Annotated in this window: 14 protein-coding genes and 1 tRNA gene; 8 read left to right on the top strand and 7 right to left on the bottom strand. The window is 46.4% G+C overall.

What is annotated here, in order from left to right:
* Positions 1–270 precede the first annotated feature (270 nt).
* From LJ707_RS16155 to LJ707_RS16140, 4 genes are all read left to right on the top strand, one after another.
* A tRNA-Pro gene (locus LJ707_RS16155) sits at positions 271–344 on the top strand.
* Between the two features lie 104 nt (positions 345–448).
* Positions 449–928, top strand: coding sequence for a hypothetical protein (locus LJ707_RS16150; RefSeq protein ID WP_228952904.1), 480 nt, complete (start codon positions 449–451; stop codon positions 926–928).
* 215 nt (positions 929–1,143) lie between these two features.
* The gene (locus LJ707_RS16145; RefSeq protein WP_228952902.1) at positions 1,144–2,499 is read left to right on the top strand and encodes a Gfo/Idh/MocA family protein; all 1,356 of its coding nucleotides are present in this window, start codon (positions 1,144–1,146) and stop codon (positions 2,497–2,499) included.
* 10 nt (positions 2,500–2,509) lie between these two features.
* A complete protein-coding gene (locus LJ707_RS16140) occupies positions 2,510–3,568 on the top strand; it encodes a PmoA family protein (protein WP_228952900.1) in 1,059 nt (352 codons plus the stop codon).
* A 26-nt stretch (positions 3,569–3,594) separates the two neighbouring features.
* On the opposite strand, the gene LJ707_RS16135 is transcribed toward LJ707_RS16140, so the two are convergent.
* Together LJ707_RS16135 and LJ707_RS16130 are read right to left on the bottom strand one after the other, a co-directional pair.
* On the bottom strand, positions 3,595–4,866 hold the full coding sequence (locus LJ707_RS16135; RefSeq protein WP_228952898.1) for a DUF1501 domain-containing protein: 1,272 nt from the start codon (positions 4,864–4,866) through the stop codon (positions 3,595–3,597).
* A gap of 18 nt (positions 4,867–4,884) precedes the next feature.
* The gene (locus tag LJ707_RS16130; RefSeq protein ID WP_228952896.1) at positions 4,885–6,780 is read right to left on the bottom strand and encodes a DUF1800 domain-containing protein; all 1,896 of its coding nucleotides are present in this window, start codon (positions 6,778–6,780) and stop codon (positions 4,885–4,887) included.
* Positions 6,781–6,954: 174 nt separating this feature from the next.
* On the opposite strand from LJ707_RS16130, the gene LJ707_RS16125 reads away from it, so the two are divergent.
* The 4 genes from LJ707_RS16125 to lnt all read left to right on the top strand — a co-directional run bounded on the left by LJ707_RS16125 (position 6,955) and on the right by lnt (position 13,031).
* On the top strand, positions 6,955–9,336 hold the full coding sequence (locus tag LJ707_RS16125) for a TonB-dependent receptor (protein WP_228952894.1): 2,382 nt from the start codon (positions 6,955–6,957) through the stop codon (positions 9,334–9,336).
* Between the two features lie 126 nt (positions 9,337–9,462).
* Positions 9,463–10,188 carry a YebC/PmpR family DNA-binding transcriptional regulator gene (locus LJ707_RS16120; RefSeq protein ID WP_228952891.1) on the top strand — a complete coding sequence of 242 codons (726 nt, stop codon included), beginning with the start codon at positions 9,463–9,465 and terminating at the stop codon, positions 10,186–10,188.
* 15 nt (positions 10,189–10,203) lie between these two features.
* Positions 10,204–10,878, top strand: coding sequence for a 16S rRNA (cytidine(1402)-2'-O)-methyltransferase (gene rsmI / locus LJ707_RS16115; RefSeq protein ID WP_228952890.1), 675 nt, complete (start codon positions 10,204–10,206; stop codon positions 10,876–10,878).
* A gap of 512 nt (positions 10,879–11,390) precedes the next feature.
* Positions 11,391–13,031, top strand: coding sequence for an apolipoprotein N-acyltransferase (gene lnt, locus LJ707_RS16110; protein ID WP_228952889.1), 1,641 nt, complete (start codon positions 11,391–11,393; stop codon positions 13,029–13,031).
* Here the strand turns inward: lnt and LJ707_RS16105 are convergent.
* Genes LJ707_RS16105 through LJ707_RS16085 form a run of 5 tightly spaced genes read right to left on the bottom strand, consistent with a single transcriptional unit; the run spans position 13,006 to position 19,808 of the window.
* Positions 13,006–13,866, bottom strand: a complete 861-nt coding sequence (locus tag LJ707_RS16105; protein ID WP_228952888.1) for an N-acetylglucosamine kinase — start codon at positions 13,864–13,866, stop codon at positions 13,006–13,008. The two genes, lnt and LJ707_RS16105, sit on opposite strands and share 26 nt — an antisense overlap.
* Positions 13,863–14,243 carry a response regulator gene (locus LJ707_RS16100; protein ID WP_228952887.1) on the bottom strand — a complete coding sequence of 127 codons (381 nt, stop codon included), beginning with the start codon at positions 14,241–14,243 and terminating at the stop codon, positions 13,863–13,865. Before LJ707_RS16100 ends, LJ707_RS16105 begins: the two co-directional genes overlap by 4 nt.
* Before the next feature lie 38 nt (positions 14,244–14,281).
* Entirely contained in the window at positions 14,282–15,595 is a 1,314-nt protein-coding gene (locus LJ707_RS16095) for a TolC family protein (RefSeq protein ID WP_228952885.1), read from the bottom strand.
* An 8-nt stretch (positions 15,596–15,603) separates the two neighbouring features.
* Positions 15,604–18,732, bottom strand: a complete 3,129-nt coding sequence (locus tag LJ707_RS16090; protein ID WP_228952884.1) for an efflux RND transporter permease subunit — start codon at positions 18,730–18,732, stop codon at positions 15,604–15,606.
* A complete protein-coding gene (locus tag LJ707_RS16085; RefSeq protein ID WP_228952883.1) occupies positions 18,729–19,808 on the bottom strand; it encodes an efflux RND transporter periplasmic adaptor subunit in 1,080 nt (359 codons plus the stop codon). The genes LJ707_RS16090 and LJ707_RS16085 overlap by 4 nt, the downstream gene beginning before the upstream one ends.
* Between the last annotated feature and the right edge of the window lie 107 nt (positions 19,809–19,915).

Raw genomic sequence — 19,915 nt, 5'->3', positions numbered from 1 at the left:
TAAGGGCTTTATAATTATTATTCACTTAAAACATTAAACGCTTATGAAAGTAGGAACTTTGAAATACTATCAAGATAGTTTAAAACAACATTTCGAAACTCAATACCAAAATTTATATTTGCACTTTAGCTGTGTACGACTTTGTGTACTACCAATCTCTATCAGCTAAATTAACTAAGTAATTAATCATTTCGATCACCAAGCTCTGATTGTATTATCTGACTGGTAGATAAACGATTACAAAGACAGTTTGAAGGTTTTTCCAATCTTCGGGATGTAGCGTAGCCCGGTATCGCGCCAGCATGGGGTGCTGGAGGTCGGAGGTTCGAATCCTCTCATCCCGACGCTTTGTGTAAAGCTACTTGCAGACAGCAAGTGGCTTTTTTTATGCGCGTAGGTGTTAAACTCTTTGTATTATTTCTTGTCAATGCTAAATAACACTCAACCTATGACCATAAAAAGACTCTTTCTATTGCTGTTGCTTTTTGTTAACGGACTGTGTACCGCTAATGCGCAAATCCGCACTATATCAACCAATGTAAACGTGTTTGGTGATACTATTACTACTTACAATGATGGGTCTTCAGTTAAAAAATCAACCAATATTTTTGGTGATAAGATTGTAACTGTAACCGAGAGTGATAACAGCGTAACTGAAATTAAAACAAACAGCTTTGGTAATACCACGAAAAAGACCACCACGCCTGATGGGCAATCAACCCAAGCCTATTCCTTATTAAAAGAAGTTAATGTGTTTGGAGATAAAACTACAAGATATACTGATGGAACATCAATCCAAACGTCAAAGGATATTTTTGATAATAAAATAATCACCGTTACCCAAAATGGTCAACCTGTAAAAACTATAAAAATTTCAACAGATACTTTTGGTAACGAAACAAAAACCGTTACCAAGGCAAACGAATAAACAGAGGTTACTCACAAATCCACTCACATTTTTGGCAATTAAAAATTAACAATAACCAAAAACGGCAATCGGTATCAGTCCGCAGGTCACTAACCACTCTTGTAATATTTTTATAGCGGTTGTGGCTTTTTTATTAATTTAACTGATATTTGAATATAGCCGCTATCTATTAGCGCTTTTAACCAATATTTAATCTATATACTTAGTCCTAATCTATGGAAAAATCTCGTCGTACCTTTATCAGGCAGGCATCAGTGGCCGGTGCCGGTATATTACTCAGCAACACGGCATGGTCTGCCAAAAGCTATAAACGTATTATTGGCGCTAATGATCGTGTTCGGGTTGGCGTAGTCGGCTTTGCCGACAGGCACCGAAGCTCGCATATCCCGGCTTTCATGAACCATTACAAGGAGCTTAACTTTGAGGTGGTTGCCGTGTCAGACATATGGAACAAGCGCCGTGATGAAGGTGCCGCCATCTGGAAGCAAAAAATGCAGAACGATGTAAAGGCTTACCGTAATAACGAGGAGATGTATAATGCCAAAGTGGTTGACGCGGTATTTATCAGCACGGCCGATTTTCAGCATGCCCGCCATACCATTGAAGCCGTAAAGGCCGGTTGCGATGCGTATGTTGAAAAACCCTTTGCCGAAACTATGGAGGATAACCGTGCCGCCCTTAAAGCCGTTAAGGAAAGTGGTAAGATAGTACAGATAGGATCGCAGCGCCGCAGCGGTACTAATTACCATGCAGCCAACGAGTTTATCCGCTCGGGTAAGTTTGGGCCGATTACGATGGTTGAACTTACCTGGAATGTGAACCAGCCCGGCCGCTGGCGCCGCCCGGAACTGTTAAGCCAGCTAAATGAAACTGATACCGATTGGAAGCGCTTTTTGATGAACAGGCCTTACGAGGCGTTCGATCCGCGTAAATACCTGGAATATCGCCTGTTCTGGCCATATTCATCAGGCCTGCCCGGGCAGTGGATGAGCCACCAGATTGATACCGTGCACTGGTTTACCGGCTTAAAGCATCCGCGCAGCGTGGTGGCTAACGGTGGTATTTACCAGTGGAAAGATGGCCGAAGCAATTGGGATACGCTGATGGCGGTGTTTGATTATGGCCCGCTGGATGATGCATCGAAAGGTTTCCAGGTAACCTTCGGCTCGCGAATGCACAATGGCGACGAAAATCCGGCCGAGATCTATTACTCTAACGGTGGCGAGCTTAACCTCATTACCAACAAAATATCGCCTAAAGGTGGCCTTACCGAAAAAATGGCCGCTGCCATGGGCATGAAAGCCAACTTGCTGCCCGATATGGATTTGAAAAGCAGCGAAAAGGTAGTTGCATCGGCCAATACGGGCGGCGACATATTGACCTCAAACCACATCCGTAACTGGATGGAGTGTGTGCGCAGCCGCAAGCAGCCAAATGCCCCGGTTGAGGCAGGTTACAGCCACTCCATAGCCAACATAATGACCACCGCTGCGGCACATACCGGCTCAAAAGCCACGTTTGATGAGGCTAAGCAGGAGGTGATGGCTAACGGCAAAGTATTTAAATCTTAACAAATACATCTTGACATCACGGAAAACTATGGGAGCGATCAAAACGGCAGCGCTAAGTATTGGCGCGGTGCTTTTTTCGGTAACGGTTATGGCGCAGAACCAGCAGGTAAGCGTTGTAAAAGCGGCAACCGGCAATAAGGTTGATATTAAAATTAACGGTAAGCCTTTTACCAGCTTTTTATATCCGGATACGCTGGAAAAACCGGTGCTTTACCCGTTACATACAGCCGATGGACTGGTGGTTACCCGTAGTTTTCCGCTAAGTAAGCGGGAAGGCGACCCGAATGATCATCCGCATCATGTTGGGCTATGGTTTAATTTTGAGAATTTGAACGGGCTCGATTTCTGGAACAACAGCTACGCTATACCTGCTTCGCGAAAAAATCAATACGGCTGGATACGTACCGATAAGATCATCAAAACCCAAAGCGGCAAAACAGGTGTACTGGTTTACCATGCCAACTGGACTAACCAGGCTAAAGAAGTAATTGCTGAAGAAACCACTACGTTTGAATTTAGCGGTATGGCCGATCAACGGGTGATAGACCGGATTACTACATTGACCGCTGTACAGGATGCCCGGTTCAAGGATGCCAAGGATGGTTTGCTTGCCCTGCGCGTTACCCATGAATTACAGATACCCACCACCGAAGACCAAAAATTTACCGACGATAAAGGAATTGAAACCGTTGTAAAAGGTGGCACTGATAAGCTACCTACCGGCAATTATTTAACCAGTGAAGGCAAAACCGGTGATGCGGCCTGGAGCACCCGCGCAGTGTGGTGCAAAATGTTCGGCAAGATCGGTGCCGACTCGGTAAGTGTAAGTATAATTGATCATCCTAAAAACATTAATTACCCAACCTTTTGGCATGCGCGTGGTTACGGTTTGTTCTCAGCCAACCCGCTTGGCGAAAAGGTGTTTACCAACGGCAAGTCAGAAAAGAACCTGACGCTTAAAAAAGGTGAATCGGTGACGTTTAAATACCGTGTTGTGATCAGCAATGGTAATAAAACATTAAGTCCGGCTCAGCTTAATACATTAGCGGCGGGTTTTGCAAAAAAGTAAGTTTTTATCATGATGATGAAAGGCGGTTACGCATTCATCACCCCAATGCGGCTGCCTTTCCAGTCAGGGAAAAGTATCCTATCATTTTTTAGCAGCAGATGCTTATCGGCTACTTCGCTGAATACGCTGCGGAAGTCGGTTGTAACGGCGAGGTCGCGGCCATCTTCCAGGTTCTCAACTGCGAGCGTATCTACTTTACCGTGTACCTTGCCGCCGGCAACATCGTTGCCTAAAATAAAGTTGCATGATGCACGGCCATGATCGGTGCCACCTGTGCCATTCTCGTGTACGGTGCGGCCAAACTCGGTCATGCTCATCACCAGCACATCGTCCTGCAAGGCGGCCAAATCATTCCAAAATGCCATAATACTTTCGCTCAGGTCGGTAACATTACGGGCAAAAATGCCGTTGGCTGTGCCTTGGTTAAAATGCGTGTCCCAACCATTTGATTCGGCAAAGGCTATTTCCAAGCCTACATTCATTTTTATTAGCTGCGCGATTTGTTTAAGCGAATTACCTAATGCTGAATTAGGATAAGCCACCCCATTGGCCGGTTTGTAATTGCGCACATCTGTTTTTTGAAGCATTTTCACCGCTTCAAAACTTTCGCGTCCGGTTTGTTGCAGCAAGCCCGATGCGGTTTGATCGTACAGATCCTCAAAACTTTTCGCAGCCAGGTTTGCTCCGGCGGGGTTGCCGCGCATCTGTATGGCAAAATCCTGTAGGCTACTGATGGCTAAGGCCGGATTATCCCCATAAAACGAGCGTGGCATGGCCGAAGTAAGGCTCACGGCGGTAAAAGGCGTAGCTGCATCATGCCCCAGCAAGCCCGCGGCACGGTTTAACCAGCCGCTTGATGTGCTTTTGCTGAACGGCGTGCCTGATTCCATATAATCCTGCGCGTCAAAATGCGAACGGGTGGTATTGGGCGAACCTATGCCATGTACTATGGCTAATTGCTTATCCAGAAAGGCACGTTCAAAACTCTTCATGGCCGGGTGCAGGCCAAAGTGGCCGTCAAGATCAATCAGCGAGCCGTTACCGACGCTTCGGGCTGCCGACATGAACAGGTTAGGTCTGGCCTTTTTCAGATACTCATCGGTAAACGGGGTAACAGCCATCAGCCCGTCCATCGCCCCGCGCTGAAAAATGCACACCAGCGTTTTCTTATTTTTATATAGTGGCGATTGCTTTTCACCGGCCGCCGCTTCGGCAATAAATGCCGGTATGCCGCCCATCAGGCCAACACCAAAAAGCGATAGTCCGCCTGCTTTTAAAAATCCTCTGCGTGTAAGCATTTTTATTCCTCCCAAAAATTATCGCCTTTGGTATTCCGGCGAACCTATAATTATACCTGCAACCTGTGCCAGCATGGCGCTGTTGCCATTGCCTGCCTGCATAGCCTCCCCGTTTTGTTTTTTAGTTTCACGGCGTATGGTGCTGTCGGCACCGGTAAGCGCGTCGGTTGCCTTAGGTGCTACTTTAGCAGAAGCGTTGTTTACTTTTTCAACAAGTTCGGGGTCGTTAAGTAATGGCGTGAGCCGTTTTATGGTTGCTGCCGGGTCGCGCCCGGGCAATATCAGCTTACAGTAAATAGCCAGCGCGGCTTTGGTGCTTTCGGGCTCGTGGTTGTTGTTCAACGCTTTAAGGTTTACCTTTACGCCGGGTATACGGCCTGATGTTAAAGCCAGCCCAAAATTCATACGGCTAAGCAGCGAACCGGTGTTAATCCAAAACTGCCCCTTATCAGGGAAGCCGGTTGGTGCCTGGTAATAGTATACCTTTTCGCCCATTTTATTTATCCAGTTATATAACTGGTACGGTTGGGTTATTGTGGCATCAAGCCCGCGCACAGCGCCTATGGCCAGTTCAAACGGCGACTTTGTTTTTTCGCGTACGGCATCCTTGTCCCAAAACTCACGTGAGTTAACCATGGTTATCAATACTTGTTTAATATCGCCATCGGTACTCAAAAAGGTTTTGGCCATTTTATCGATCAATGTTTGCGGCGGGGCATCGCTTACAAAACGTATGGCCAGCTTGCGCGAAATAAATTTTGCGGTTGACGGATGATGGGCCAGCATGTTAAGCAGTTCAACACCTTCCTGGTAGCCATTAGGTTTAAATTGCTTGCCTAACACTGTTTTTGTACCGCCATCATGCCGGTTGGCGGCAAATAAAAAATCGCCATCGTGTACGTAGCCGCGTTTTTGTAATTGTTCCGCACTTAAACCGGTAACGCCTTTTTTAGCCTGATCGGCATATTGCCCCAGGGGGTAGATCGTCCATCCGGTAAGTACACGTGCCGCTTCGGTAACATCGTGTTGTGTGTAACCGCCATCAACACCCAGCGTATGTAGTTCCATAACTTCGCGGGCATAGTTCTCGTTCAGGCCGCGGGTATTTTTCTTTTTTGGCGGAGCCATCATCATCGCAGTATCGCTGCTCATGCGCTTTGGGCGCTGGTTAGTCATGCCGCTTGCCTTTTCGCCCACACTGCTAAAATTATCGAGGTAATAAAGCATGGCCGGTGCTTTTGCGGTAGCTAATAAAAGGGTACTAAATTTGCCCAGCGCGTTCGGCCTTATCACATCACGCTCGTAAGCCGGTATAAATTGTGCGCAGTTGCCTTTGTTTATGGATACGTTAAAGTGGTTGAACCAAAACGAGGTCATTACCTCCTGTAACTGGTTGCTGCTGTAGGCGGCTCGCAATATCTTTTGATTGATAAACTCCCTGAAAAGCTCCCGTTCGGGCTTCAGGCCGTTCTTTTTCATATACTCGTCAATCGCTGCCTGGTATTTTTTGCGGTCCGTTTTTACGGAGTCCTTGTTAACGGCACCATCTTTAACAGCCATCCGTATCAACTGCCCGTTTTTTGGATATTGCTTAACTACCTCAGCATTGCTTAACTCCAGGGCATTGTAAGCTTTAAGCGTTTGGTTTAAAGAGTCATCAGGCAAGGAAGCGTTAAGTTGTGCGGTAAACCATTTTTCGAGGCCTTCGTTAGCCACCTCGTCAATCTGCCCGGGGGTAGCGCCATAACTAAACCTGCTTAATAAATGCGCGGCAGCCTGCTGTTTGCTGAGCCCGGCACTTGCAAACGGAAACTTGACGGTGTATGCATCCTTTGCAGCAAAAAAGGCCGTTAGCACCAGGATGCCTATTATAGGCAATATCCCGGCGGATACGTGCTTCATCAGTTTTTTCATAGGCTTTGATGATACATTAACGTTTATGACAGGCTGATTATCATAAGGTTTAATATAAATACTCAGATTTTGATAATTTGAAGTGCGTTTATTTAGATTATTTCTAAATAGATATTGACAGTCTGATGATATTTACTTTTCTTTGCGGCTGATTTAGACTCATTCCAAATAAAAATGAAAAAACTTTTTACCCTAATTACAATCTTACTTGCCTTTGCGCAGGCATTTGCCCAGCAGCAATTTGGCAGTGTGAGTGGTACGGTAACTACCCGCGATGGGAGTCCGGCAGTTTATGTGTCTGTTGGTGTTAAGGACCACAGCAACGGTAACATGACCAATGATAAAGGTCAGTTTCGTATTGGCCGTTTAAGGCCGGGTACTTATACCCTTGTGGTATCCGCCATCAATCTTGGTAAACAGGAAAAAGAAATTGTTATCAAGGCTGGTGAAAACAGCACCGAAAACTTTGTACTTGACATTAACAACGCACAGTTGCAGGAGGTAGAGATCAAAGAAAAAAACAATAAGATCAAGATCGATAATCCTTCGCAATCATTACGTTTAAATGAACCCGTACTTGAGGCTGCGCAAAACATCCAGATCGTATCAAATACCGCCATTCGCGATCAGCAGATCATCAGCATGAGCGATGGTTTGATCCGTAACGTGAGCGGTGCCGTGCGTTTAGAGCACTGGGGCGATCTGTATACCAATATCACTATGCGTGGTTCGCAAATACAGGCTTTCCGTAATGGTTTTAACGTAGTAAATTCATACTGGGGCCCGCTTACTGAGGATATGAGCTTTGTTGACCATATTGAGTTTGTAAAAGGCCCGGCAGGTTTTATGGTATCAAACGGCGATCCGGCTGGTTTGTACAACGTGGTAACCAAAAAGCCTACCGGTCAAACCAAAGGTGAGTTCAGCTTAACCGGCGGCAGCTTCGGCTTGTACCGCGCTACGCTTGATCTGGATGGCAAATTGAGCAAAGACGGTAAATTCCTGTACCGGTTAAATGTTGCCGGGCAGAAAAAAGGTACACACCGCGAGTTTGAAGAGAATAACCGCTTTAGCATAGCGCCGGTGGTATCATACCAGTTTGATGACAATACCAAGCTAACATTTGAATATACCTATCAAAATGCCCGTATGAGCGACGTAGGATCATATTATGTGTTTGGCAGCGAGTATGCTAAATATCCTGTTGGCTTTACACAATATCAGCCCGGTTTACCGCTTACCAATATCAATGATCATAGCGCCTTTTTGAAACTGGACCATAAACTGAGCGATAAATGGACGTTCTCTGCCGAAGCGTCATACTTTAACTACCAGCAAAAAGGCTCATCATTATGGCCTTCATCAGTACGTGGCGATACCGTGGTGCGCAGTGTAGGTATATGGGATGCTAAAAGCGAAATGACCATGGCCCGCGGAACTTTGACAGGTGATATAACTACAGGAGCCGTTCGTCATCGTATATTGGGCGGTATTGATGTTGGTACTAAAAAATACTTTGCCGACTGGGGACAAAGCCACGCGCTTGACACCGAAGCAGATCCATTTATAAGTACCGATCCAAACTATGGTACTCCCTCAAATGGCTACCCGGTTTGGGATCGTACGCTTGGCCTTGAAGCCCGCGCTATAAATGCCGGTGGTACACAGGATCAGCAATATGCCGGTTTTTATGCACAGGATGAGTTAGGCTTTTTGGAAAATATGATCCGCCTTACCATCGCCGGTAGATATACTTACGTTAAGCAAAGCTCATTTGGTGGCGATCCTATCAGCTCTAAAAAAGTAACTCCCCGTTTAGGTTTAAGCGTTTCTGTTGATAAGCAAACCTCATTTTATGGTTTATATGATCAGGCTTTTACACCACAGGCGGCAGCAAGGCTGATTAACGGAGGTAGTGTAAAACCTATCACCGGTAATAATATTGAATTTGGTATTAAACGCGATTGGTTTGGCGGCCAGTGGAATACCACCTTCGCTATTTACCAGATCACCAAAAATAACGAGGCAACCGCTACGGCTAATAGCACCCCGGCTAATCCTCAAAGCATGTTGTTGGGTCAGCGCCGTGCAAAAGGTATCGAGTTTGATTTACGTGGAGAGATACTGCCGGGCTTAACCCTGACCGCTAACTACGCCTTAACCGATTCAAAGGTAACCAGTGTTGGCGATGTTACCGATGGTTCAGTAAAAGTTGGCGATGTGGTACCGGGCTATTCAAAACATACTATCAACGGCTGGTTAAACTATAAACTGCAAAGCGGGCCGTTAAAAGGTTCGGGTATATCTGCCGGTTTTACCGGTTTACTTGATCGCGCTACCGATACCTGGAGCCCATCAACCGTACGCCTGCCTGATTACTTTAAGATTGATGCCGGCCTGTTTTGGGAAGGTAGCAAAATGCGTATCAGCGGCAACGTGTTTAACGTAGCTAACAAATACCTGTACAGTGGTTCATACTACAGTTGGCTAAATGCCTACTACTGGCAAACAGAGGCGCCGCGTAACTACCGCCTCTCTGTTTCATACCGTTTCTAATTTTGATCGATTTTTGGCAAAGCCCCGGCATCGCGCCCGGGGCTTTGTTGTTATATACAAACCCACATAAATAACTATATTTGCACGCAAAAAACTCCTGTATAACAGCAGGCTTTTATATACACTATGGGAAGAGCATTTGAATTCCGTAAAGAGAGAAAATTTAAGCGCTGGGCTAAAATGGCGGTGCAGTTTACCCGTTTGGGTAAAGAGATAGTGATGGCAGTTAAGGCCGGTGGCCCTAATGTTGAAACCAACTCGCGCCTGCGTACCGCCGTGCAAAATGCCAAAGCGGTTAACATGCCAAAGGATAGGGTTGAAGCGGCCATTAAACGCGCATCAAGCCGTGATGAAAAGGATTATGATGAGCTGGTGTACGAGGGTTACGCCCCGCACGGCATTGCCATACTGGTTGAAACCGCTACCGACAATACCAACCGTACCGTTGCTAACGTACGCAGTTACTTTACCAAATTTGGCGGCACGCTGGGTAAAACAGGTTCGCTTGATTTTGTATTCAGCCGTAAATCGGTATTCACCTTTGAGCCTGGCGACCGCGACCTTGAAGAACTGGAGTTTGAATTGATAGATGCCGGTTTGGAAGATTTGTTTGTGGAGGCTGATGAAGAGGGTAAAGATATTGCCGTAATACATACCGCTTTTGAGGATTTTGGCAAGATGCAGAAAGCCCTTGAAGAGTTGGGCATCGAAGTAAAATCGGCCAAATTAGAGCGTATACCTGTTACCACTGTTGACGTGACCGAAGAACAGGCGGTTGAAGCCCTGAAAATAGTTGATAAGCTGGAGGAGGACGACGACGTACAGGCCGTTTACCATAATATAGCAGGCTAAGCCTGCGTAGTTAATATGGCAGGCAAGCTTTATTTAGTACCCACACCTATTGGTAACCTGGAGGATATAACCCTCCGGGCTTTGCGCGTGCTAAAAGAAGCCGACCTGCTGCTTGCCGAAGATACCCGAACTTCGGCACCCATGCTCAAGCATTTTGATATACACCAAAAGGTTTTTGCCCACCATCAGCATAATGAGCATCAGTCATCTAATGAGATCATCAGGTTTTTAAAGGAAGGTAAAAACATCGCCCTGATCTCGGATGCGGGTACACCCGCTATATCTGATCCCGGATTTTACTTGGTGCGTGAGGCTTTAAAAAATGAAATTGCCGTTGAATGCCTGCCCGGTGCTACAGCATTTGTGCCCGCGCTGGTTAATTCGGGCTTCCCTACCGACAGGTTTTGCTTTGAAGGTTTTTTGCCGTTAAAAAAAGGCCGCCAAACCCGGTATAAATTTTTAGCGGACGAAGAGCGCACCATTATACTGTATGAGTCGCCGCACCGTTTAATAAAAACGCTTGATGAAATGGCGCTGCATTTTGGTGCCGACAGGCAGATCTCCATATCGCGCGAGTTGACTAAGATGTTCGAGGAAACGGTACGAGGTACTGTTACCGAAGTGAAAACGCACTTTGAAACGCATACCGTAAAAGGTGAGTTTGTAATATGTGTTAAGGGGAAGGAATAATACCCCACCTAAGTCCTCCCCGAGGGGGAGGACTTGAAAATGCTCCTTGTCATTTCGAACGAGGTACGAGGAGAAATTTCGTCGCTTAGTTATAACGCCGGCAGATTTCTCGCTATCACTCGAAATGACAGATTGTGAGGAAGAACAATAAAAAACTCCCTGTCATTTCGAACGAGGAACGAGGAGAAATCTCGTCGCTTAGTTATGAACGCTGGCAGATTTCTCGCTATCACTCGAAATGACAGATTGTGAGGAAGAACAATAAAAAGCTCCTTGTCATTTCGAACGAGGTACGAAGAGAAATCTCGTCGCTTAGGTATAACGCCGGCAGATTTCTCGTTATAGCTCGAAATGACAGAAAAATAAAATCATACATAAGCGTCATTGCGAGGTACGAAGCAATCTCTTTAGGACATTATTTAAGCAAGTCGCCCAAGGATTGCCTCGTACCTTTAAATAACGAAGTTTTATCGTCCGGTAAATTATAAGCTAACCCTGCCAGCAGCAATTCAATGAAAAAAAACATACTCCTATCCATTTTATCGGGCCTGTTACTTTGGATAGCCTGGCCGCCTACATCATACACTACATTTTTACTGTTTGTTGGCTTTGTGCCCATGTTGCTGGCTATGGAAAATATTATCCAGTCAGCCACCACCAATAAAGGTAAAAAGGTATACTGGACCACCTTCGCCGGTTTTTTTATATGGAACACGCTGTCCATTTACTGGGTATATAATTCATTAAAAGATGCAGGTACGGTGGCCGCAATATTTATTAGCCTTGTGCCTTTTTCATTAGGCCCGCTGCTGATGTCACTTGCTTGCTGGATGTATTACCGGTTAAGGTTAAAAACTGAGCGCTGGCGTGCGCTGGCAGGTTTGGTTATATTTTGGATGGGCTATGAATACCTGCACCAAAACTGGGACCTGAACTTTCCGTGGATGACCCTTGGCAATGGTTTCGCCGTATCGCATAGCTGGATACAGTGGTATGAATATACCGGCGTTTATGGCGGCACTATCTGGATATGGGCGGTAAATATTCTTGTATTTCTGATCTATATCGGCCTTGCCGAAAATATGAAGCGTACAGCCCGTATGAAACTTAGCGGCGTATTAGCAGCCGTTGTTATATTGCCATTGTGTTTATCCTTCTACCAGTATTATAGTTATGAGGAGCAGCCAAACCCGTCAAATATCGTGGTGGTTCAGCCTAATATTGATCCTTACGGAAAATCAGGCAGTATTCCGCATACCGAACAATTAAGGATATTGACCCATCTTTCCGACTCGCTGGCACAACCCAATACCGAATTTTTTATATGGCCCGAAACCGCCCTGTCAGCAGATATGGATGAAGATGCCATAAGGCGCAATGGGCAGTTTGAGCAAGTGCAGCAATTCATCAGCAAGTACAAAAATGGCAATGTACTCACCGGTGCCGAAACCTATAAGCTGTATAGCACCCGCAAAACAACCTCGGCGCGCCCGGCAGACCCAAGCGGCAAGCTGTTTTACGATAGCTTTAATACAGCGCTGAATATTGAAAACTCGGCCGAGGTGCAAACCTACCATAAATCAAAACTGGTACCGGGGGCAGAGGAGTTGCCATTTGGCGATTACCTGTCGTTTTTAAAGCCTGTGTTTGAGCACCTGGGCGGCAGTACCGGCGGCTATGGTAAACAGGCAGAGGCAGGTGTTTTCTACTCACAAAGCGGTATAGGGGTTGACCCGGTGATCTGTTATGAATCTATCTGGGGAGAATATGTGGCGCAATCCGTAAAAAAGGGGGCGCAGTTCATCGCCATAATTACTAATGATGGCTGGTGGGAAAACACATCGGGTAAGGATCAGCACCTGGATTACGCCAAGCTGCGCGCCATTGAAACCAGGCGTTGGGTAGCACGGTCGGCCAATACTGGCATATCCGCATTCATTAACCAGCGTGGCGATGTGGTACAGCACACCGGCTGGTGGGTACAGGCGGCCATTAAGCAGGATATAAACCTGAACTCCGACCTGACAGTTTACACCCGCTTCGGCGATTATTTGCCCAAGGCAGCAAGCATACTAACGATAATCGGGATATTTTATGTGGTGTTTAACCTGAAATTAAGAAAGCGAATTAATCGGGCTTCTGCTCGCGGTTAAGTACAAATTCAAGCAGGTCATTAATAGGTTGCCTGATGATCTTGCCCGGTTTAATATTGTTATCGGTAAGCAGCGCTTTCAATTCGTCAGCAAATACATAGGCTATTGAGCCTACAAAGTGGCATTTGTAGCGATGGTGCTGTGGGTATGGCTTAATGTTGGTTTCAATAAAATCATACAGTAAACGCTTAATAAGTGCTTGTGCGTATTCGCTTTGGCGCACCTGATATAAAAATCTGGTGAATGATGCCAGGTACGAGTTAGCCTTTGGCATACGGTATACGTTTTTTATAACGATCTCTTTGGTAAGCTTATACTTTTCTTTAAACTGTGCCTGTATGTCAGCAGGCATATTACCGTACAAATAATCAGTTACCAGTGCTTTGCCAAATGCCGTACCCGAGCCTTCGTCGCCCAGTACAAAGCCAAGGCCGTGCTGGCCTTCATGTATATCGGTGCCATCAAAAAAGGAGATATTTGAGCCGGTGCCCAATACACAGCACAAGCCTTTTTCGTGCCCGCAGGTAGCATATGCCGAGCCAAGCAAGTCGCTGTCAACACTTACAAAAGCATCGGTAAACAGTTGGCTCAGGGCGTTTGATACGATCTCGTGCCTGTCCGGACTTGAGCAGCCGGCGCCAAAAAAGTAAACTTCCTTAACATCGGCAGCATAGGTCAGCAAATCTGCTGCCTGGGTTTGAATGATCTTTACGATCTCTTTCTCCGATAAAAAGTATGGATTTAATCCGTCGGTTTTAAATGGTTTTGGTTCCGAACCCGGAATAGACAATAGCCAATCCGTTTTTGAAGAACCGCTATCAGCAACTAATATCATGTACAAATATCCTCGAGTACCTGGAAGGTAAGCGGCTTATGAATAAATTGTGTTATGTATTTATTATCAGATGATTTGCGGATATCCGTTGGGTCAAGCGATGAGGAAAGCATGTACATCTTGATATTGTCTTTATCAATAGTCAGTTTATCATACTCCTGCAAAAACTCAAACCCGCTCATTAAAGGCATACGTATATCCAAAAATATCACGTCAGGTTTTACTTTACCATCGCGCAACGCGTCAATGGCTTCAGATGGAGATTGGTAAACCTCTATCTTTTCGGCAAAGTTAGCCGACTCCAAAATCCGGCTCGTGACAAAATTATCAATGTAATTGTCATCAATCAGCAAGCAAAATTTAAAAGGGGCAAACATTATTCAAATCTAATGTTTTAACCAATATCTTTTAAATTTTATTTAATATCAATTCTATTAGTTAGCTGTTTTAAAGTCACTTCCGCCAGTTTTGATTGATATTGCGCCGCCGAGAACCTTGATTGCGCATCGAGGTAAACGCGTTGCGCCTCACGTATCTCAAGCGGGGTAATGTTACCCAGGCGATATTTTTCAAGCGAAAGATCAAGGTTGCGTTTGGCCAGTTCGGTGTTGGCCTGCCCTATCTTTATCAGCTCAAGGCCTGATGTATAGCTGATGTAAAAGTTACTTATGGTAGCTTCAATATTTTGCTGTATCTGCTTATAGTTCAGTTCGGCGTTCTGTATCTGTAATTTGGCATTACGCTCGCGCCGCCACTGGTTAAAACCGTCAAATATATTAAGCGAAGCCGTTACCCCGTAATTAAAGCCTCGCGCGTTTTGTACACGTGCAAAGCCCGCCGGGTTTTTACTATCGCTGATGGTATAGCCCGATGTAACCGCTATTTGCGGGTAGCGGGTGGCCTTTACCTGCCGCAGGTTAATTTCGGCAAGGCGTTTATTGATCTGCCCTGCCAGGATGGACGGGTTTTGTACCTGGGCCTGGTTAATAATATCGGCCAGTTTTAAATTGCCATCCACAATAATAGTATCGGCTACTACAAAATCAGTTTGTACATCGCGCATCAATAACTGGTTCAGTTGTATTTTGGTGTATCTGAATTGCTGTATCTGGTTAATAAGGTTTGCAGTATCCAGGTTGGCATTTACCAGCGCGGTATTCACCTCAAGTTTTGACGCGCTGCCCACCTGGTACCGGTCATTAGCATAGCGGGCCTGTGTGCGTGATGTTGCCAATACCCCATTAAGCGCTTTTATTTGCGCGTCCTGACTGATCAGGCTGTAGTAGGTGGTTATTACATTGGCCACCATGCTTTGTACCGTGTCGCGCAGGCCAAGCTGCCCCAGTTTGTCCAGCTCTTTTAACTGATCGTAATTGGCAAACATGGCAAAACCGTCAAAAATGGTCCAATCAAGGTTTACACCATAGGTAATGCCGGTGTTTTTGGCATTGGTGATATTGTTTATCGTACCATCCGCACGGGTTTGGCGGGTGGTTTGTATGCTGTTGCTTGAGGTAACATCACCGGTTAAATAAGGCAGCATACCGGCATTGCCCAGGCTTACATTATTTTTAGCTATGGTAGCGTTATTTTGTGATAGCTTGATGTTAAAATTATTTTGCAGCGCCAACTCAACCGCCTCCTGCAAGGTAAGGCGGGGCGGGGTTTGCTGCGCATGTAAACTGCCTGCAAAAAGTATATATAACAAAAATATGCCTAATCTCTTCATCGTTATCATTACAGGTTCTCTATCAGTTTAGGTTTATGCACTTCGGGCTCATCTTCGGGTTCATGGTCAGGGTCGCGGCGTTTTTTAGGCGCCATCAGCAGGTACATGGTAGGAATAACATACAGCGTAAGTATGAGCGAGAACAGCATACCACCCATAATTACTATACCCAGTGAAACACGGCTTTTAGCACCCGCGCCCAGCGCGAAGGCTATTGGCACTACACCTAAAACTACGGCAAGGCTCGTCATCAATATGGGGCGCAGGCGCGAAGTTGCCGCCTCAACAATGGCCTCGTATTTTGACAGGCCGTGCTCCATACGCTGGTTGGCGAATTCCACAATCAGGATACCGTTCTTGGTAACCAAACCAACCAGGGTGATGATACCTATCTGCCCGAAGATGTTGTACGTTTGGTTAAACAGCCACAGGCATAGCATGGCGCCGGCCAAAGCCATTGGCACGGTGAACATCACAATAAGCGGATCAAGGAAGCTCTCGAACTGCGCGGCAAGCACCAGGTAAATAAGTACCAGCGCAAAGCCGAACGCGAATATAATGCCCGAGCCCCCCTCGGCATAATCCCGTGATGGGCCGCTAAGTGCAGTGCTGAATGTAGGGTCGAGGTATTTTTTGGCGATGCGGTCCATCTCATCCAAACCATCGCCAATGGTTTTGCCCGGCGCTAAGCCTGCCTGTACCGTGGCCGACTTATAACGGTTAAAGTGATACATGGCCGGTGGTGCCGAGCTTTCAGCCACCTTTACCACGTTATCCAACTGTACCAAATTGCCGCGTGTGCCGCGAACATATATCGATTTCATATCCAGCGGCTGGTCGCGGTTGGCGCGGTCAACCTGGGCTATGATCTCGTATTGCTTGCCGTTCATCAAAAAATAATCGAGCCTGCCGGCACTGTAATAAAGCTGCAAGGTTTGCGCTATATCAGCAACAGATACACCCAGATCACGGGCGCGGTCACGGTCGGTAGTTACGCGCAGTTCGGGCTTGGTAAATTTCAGGTTAACATCTGTGCCCTGAAAAACGGGACTGCGCTGTACTTCGCTAAAAAAGTCGGGCAGTACCTTACGTATCTTTTCAAAATCCTGGTTTTGGATAACATATTGTACGGGCAGTGAGTTACGAGCACCGCTGCCGCCGCCGCTTATGGTTTGCTCCTGCGATACCAATGCACGGGCATCAGGCATTTTGGCCAGCTTGGCATTCAGCCAGTCGGCAATTTCCTGCTGCGATCGTTGCCGTTCATCAGGCAACACCAAACCAATTCTGCCAAAACCTGAGTTGGCTGAACCTGCACCGCCACGCGAGGGCGAAATGATCTCCAGGTTTACATTAGCCTCGGGTATTGAGTCTGTGATGATCTGGGCAACTTGATCCATGTAGTGCGTCATGTATTCGTAGGTAGCACCCTCAACGCCGGTAACATTGTAGCGGAGCATGCTGCGGTCATCCAAAGGGGCAAGCTCTGAGGGGATGGTTTTCGAGGTGAAAAAGAATGTCGCTATTCCTACTGATACCACCAAAATAACTACGGCTACCCACTTGCGCTTCATAAAGTTGATAAGCGTTTCGGTATAGCCGCTGGTCATCTTCACAAAAAATGGCTCGGTCTTTAAATAAAAGTTTGATTTTTTCTGATCCTTACGTATCATAATCACGCTCAGCATCGGCGTTAATGATAGCGATACGAAGGCCGATATCAATACCGCGCAAGCTACCACTACCGCAAACTCACGGAACAGTCGCCCTGTAAAGCCCTGTAAAAATATGATGGGTAAAAAAACCGCGGCTAAAGTGATAGATGTTGAAATAACCGCGAACAATATCTCTGCTGATCCCTCAAACGCGGCCTTACGCACCGCCATGCCCTCCTCTATCTTTTTAAAGATGTTTTCAGTTACTACAATACCGTCATCCACCACCAAGCCGGTTGCCAGTACAATACCCAGCAAGGTTAGGATGTTTACCGAGTAACCCAGGGTATACATTACAAAAAAAGTACCTACTAATGATACCGGAATATCAATCAGCGGGCGGAAAGCGATCAGCCAGTCGCGGAAGAAAAGATAGATAATGATTACCACCAGTATGAACGACAGGATCAGCGTTTCCTCCACCTCTTTGATGGATTGCTTGATGAACTTGGTATTATCCATCGTAACCTTGAGCTGGATATCGGGCGGTACATCTTTTTTTATCTGCTCTAAACGGCGGTAAAACTCGTCGGCTATCTCCACATAGTTAGCGCCGGGCTGCGGTACCAGGCCAAGGCCCACCTTAGGTACGCCATCCTCTTTCAAGGCGGTTTGCTCATTGGCCGATCCTAATACGGCGTAGCCAATATCACGCAAGCGTATTACCCTGTTGCTATCGGCACGAATGATCATGTTGTTAAAATCATCCTGCGTGCGTAATTTACCAATGGCACGTATGGTAACCTCGGTGTTATTGCCCTCAAGTTTACCGGCGGGCAGCTCCACGTTCTCCTGTGCGAGTGCGGTGCTGATATCAGTAGCGGCAAGGCCCATCGCGGTAAGCTTGTTAGGATCAATCCACAAGCGCATGGCGTACTGGCGCTGGCCCAGTATGTTAATGGAGCTTACACCGGGTATAGTTTGTAAAGCTTCCTGAAGGTCGTTCTCCGCATAATCATTTATCTGCATAATGTTACGCGTGTTGCTGCTCACAATCAGGGTAATGATATTGTCGGCATTAGCATCGGCTTTGGTAACAACCGGCGGGGCGTTAATATCCTGCGGTAGCTGGCGCTGGGCTTGCGATACCTTGTCGCGCACATCATTGGCGGCAGTTTCCAGGTCGGCATCCAGGTCAAATTCCACCGTGATATTACTTGAACCTACCGAACTGGTTGATGATATGTTACGGATGCCCTGCACGCCGTTGATGGCTTTCTCGAGCGGCTCGGTGATCTGCGATTCAATAACATCCGAGTTGGCACCCGAGTAAGAGGTAGATACCGATATGATCGGCGGATCAACCGAAGGAAAATCGCGCACGCCCAGGTAACGATAGCCTACAATACCGAATATTACAATGGTTACCGACATTACGGCCGCCAGTACGGGCCTTTTAATACTTACCGACGATAAACTCATTTCCTGCTCACCTTTTGTACCTTAACAGGCGCTTTTTGCCTTAATTGTATAATACCCGATACGATCACGCTGTCGCCATTTTTCAAGCCCTCCGTTATCTCAATCTGCGTATCGGTACGCAGCCCGGTTTTTACTTCGCGCTGCACGGCCATGCCGCTGTCAACCACAAAAACGTAATTGGTTTTTATATCAGGTATTACGCTTTGCGTAGGTACCATAATGGTTTTGGGTATCTGATCGAGCGCGAGGCTTATTTTAGCGAAGCTGCCCGCGGTAAGTTCATTATTGGGGTTGGCGGCACGGGCACGCACGGTAATAGTACGCGAGTTAACATCAACCGATGGTTCAATGGCGTATACCGTAGCGCTGAATTTTTTGGACGAACTCTCGGTAGTGAAATTTACCCTGCCACCCGCCTTGATCAGCGAGAGGTATTTTTCAGGAACAGCAAAAGTTAGTTTAGCCGGATCAATATTTACCAGCGTAGCGATAGGCGTTTGCGGAGATATATAACCACCCGGACTAATATTGCGTAAACCAATAGTGCCCGAAAACGGCGCGCGAACTTCGGTACGGGTTATTTGTGCCTTAACCGCGTTGCTTTGGGCTTTTAAAGCATTGTATGATGCCAGAGAGGTTTGGTATTCCTGCTTACTGATGGCTTCTTTCTCCAGCAACTGGCGGTTGCGGTTCTCGTTCTCTTTGGCCAGCGCCACATTATATTCGTTTTGAGCTAATGAGGCTTGCAGGTCCTGGTTATAAATTTTTACCAGCAGTTGCCCTTTCTTTACACGGCTGCCCTCGTTAAAGTATATGCCTGTAATATCGCCTGATGCCTGGCTTACCAGGTTAACCTGCTCATTGGCGCTGATGGTGCCGGTAATATCAATCACAGTATTCAGTGTAGTATCATGCGCAAGTAGTACATTAACAGGTACCGGTCCGCCTCTGCGGCCGCCCTTACCTCCACCGCCTGCGGCATCGTTCTTAGTTGCGCCTTCGCCAAAAAATTTGTTGTACAAAAGGTACCCTACCAGCAGTACCAGCAGGGTGTAAATAATATATCTGATCTTCATAATTTACAATATGCCTCAAAGGCTTAGCGAAAGCTACAGGATGTGTATTTGATACCTGTAATATCTGCAACAAAATAATCGTAATTGGCTCACAAAAGGTTTTATGT

It is taken from the genome of Mucilaginibacter sp. UR6-1, from assembly GCF_020880975.1.
In the GTDB taxonomy this organism is placed as follows: Bacteria; Bacteroidota; Bacteroidia; order Sphingobacteriales; family Sphingobacteriaceae; genus Mucilaginibacter.
Note: the sequence above shows the minus strand (reverse complement) of the source record. Positions and strands in the feature narration are given on the sequence as shown.

What these genes read in the sequence shown, in the direction of transcription:
- LJ707_RS16150 (WP_228952904.1), top strand. Translation starts at nt 449, where the DNA reads ATGACCATAAAAAGACTCTTTCTATTGCTGTTGCTTTTTGTTAACGGA.
- lnt (WP_228952889.1), top strand. Translation starts at nt 11,391, where the DNA reads ATGAAAAAAAACATACTCCTATCCATTTTATCGGGCCTGTTACTTTGG.
- LJ707_RS16135 (WP_228952898.1), bottom strand. Translation starts at nt 4,866, where the DNA reads ATGCTTACACGCAGAGGATTTTTAAAAGCAGGCGGACTATCGCTTTTT.
- LJ707_RS16125 (WP_228952894.1), top strand. Translation starts at nt 6,955, where the DNA reads ATGAAAAAACTTTTTACCCTAATTACAATCTTACTTGCCTTTGCGCAG.
- LJ707_RS16095 (WP_228952885.1), bottom strand. Translation starts at nt 15,595, where the DNA reads ATGAAGAGATTAGGCATATTTTTGTTATATATACTTTTTGCAGGCAGT.
- LJ707_RS16120 (WP_228952891.1), top strand. Translation starts at nt 9,463, where the DNA reads ATGGGAAGAGCATTTGAATTCCGTAAAGAGAGAAAATTTAAGCGCTGG.
- LJ707_RS16145 (WP_228952902.1), top strand. Translation starts at nt 1,144, where the DNA reads ATGGAAAAATCTCGTCGTACCTTTATCAGGCAGGCATCAGTGGCCGGT.
- LJ707_RS16130 (WP_228952896.1), bottom strand. Translation starts at nt 6,780, where the DNA reads ATGAAAAAACTGATGAAGCACGTATCCGCCGGGATATTGCCTATAATA.
- LJ707_RS16085 (WP_228952883.1), bottom strand. Translation starts at nt 19,808, where the DNA reads ATGAAGATCAGATATATTATTTACACCCTGCTGGTACTGCTGGTAGGG.
- LJ707_RS16100 (WP_228952887.1), bottom strand. Translation starts at nt 14,243, where the DNA reads ATGTTTGCCCCTTTTAAATTTTGCTTGCTGATTGATGACAATTACATT.
- LJ707_RS16090 (WP_228952884.1), bottom strand. Translation starts at nt 18,732, where the DNA reads ATGAGTTTATCGTCGGTAAGTATTAAAAGGCCCGTACTGGCGGCCGTA.
- LJ707_RS16105 (WP_228952888.1), bottom strand. Translation starts at nt 13,866, where the DNA reads ATGATATTAGTTGCTGATAGCGGTTCTTCAAAAACGGATTGGCTATTG.
- rsmI (WP_228952890.1), top strand. Translation starts at nt 10,204, where the DNA reads ATGGCAGGCAAGCTTTATTTAGTACCCACACCTATTGGTAACCTGGAG.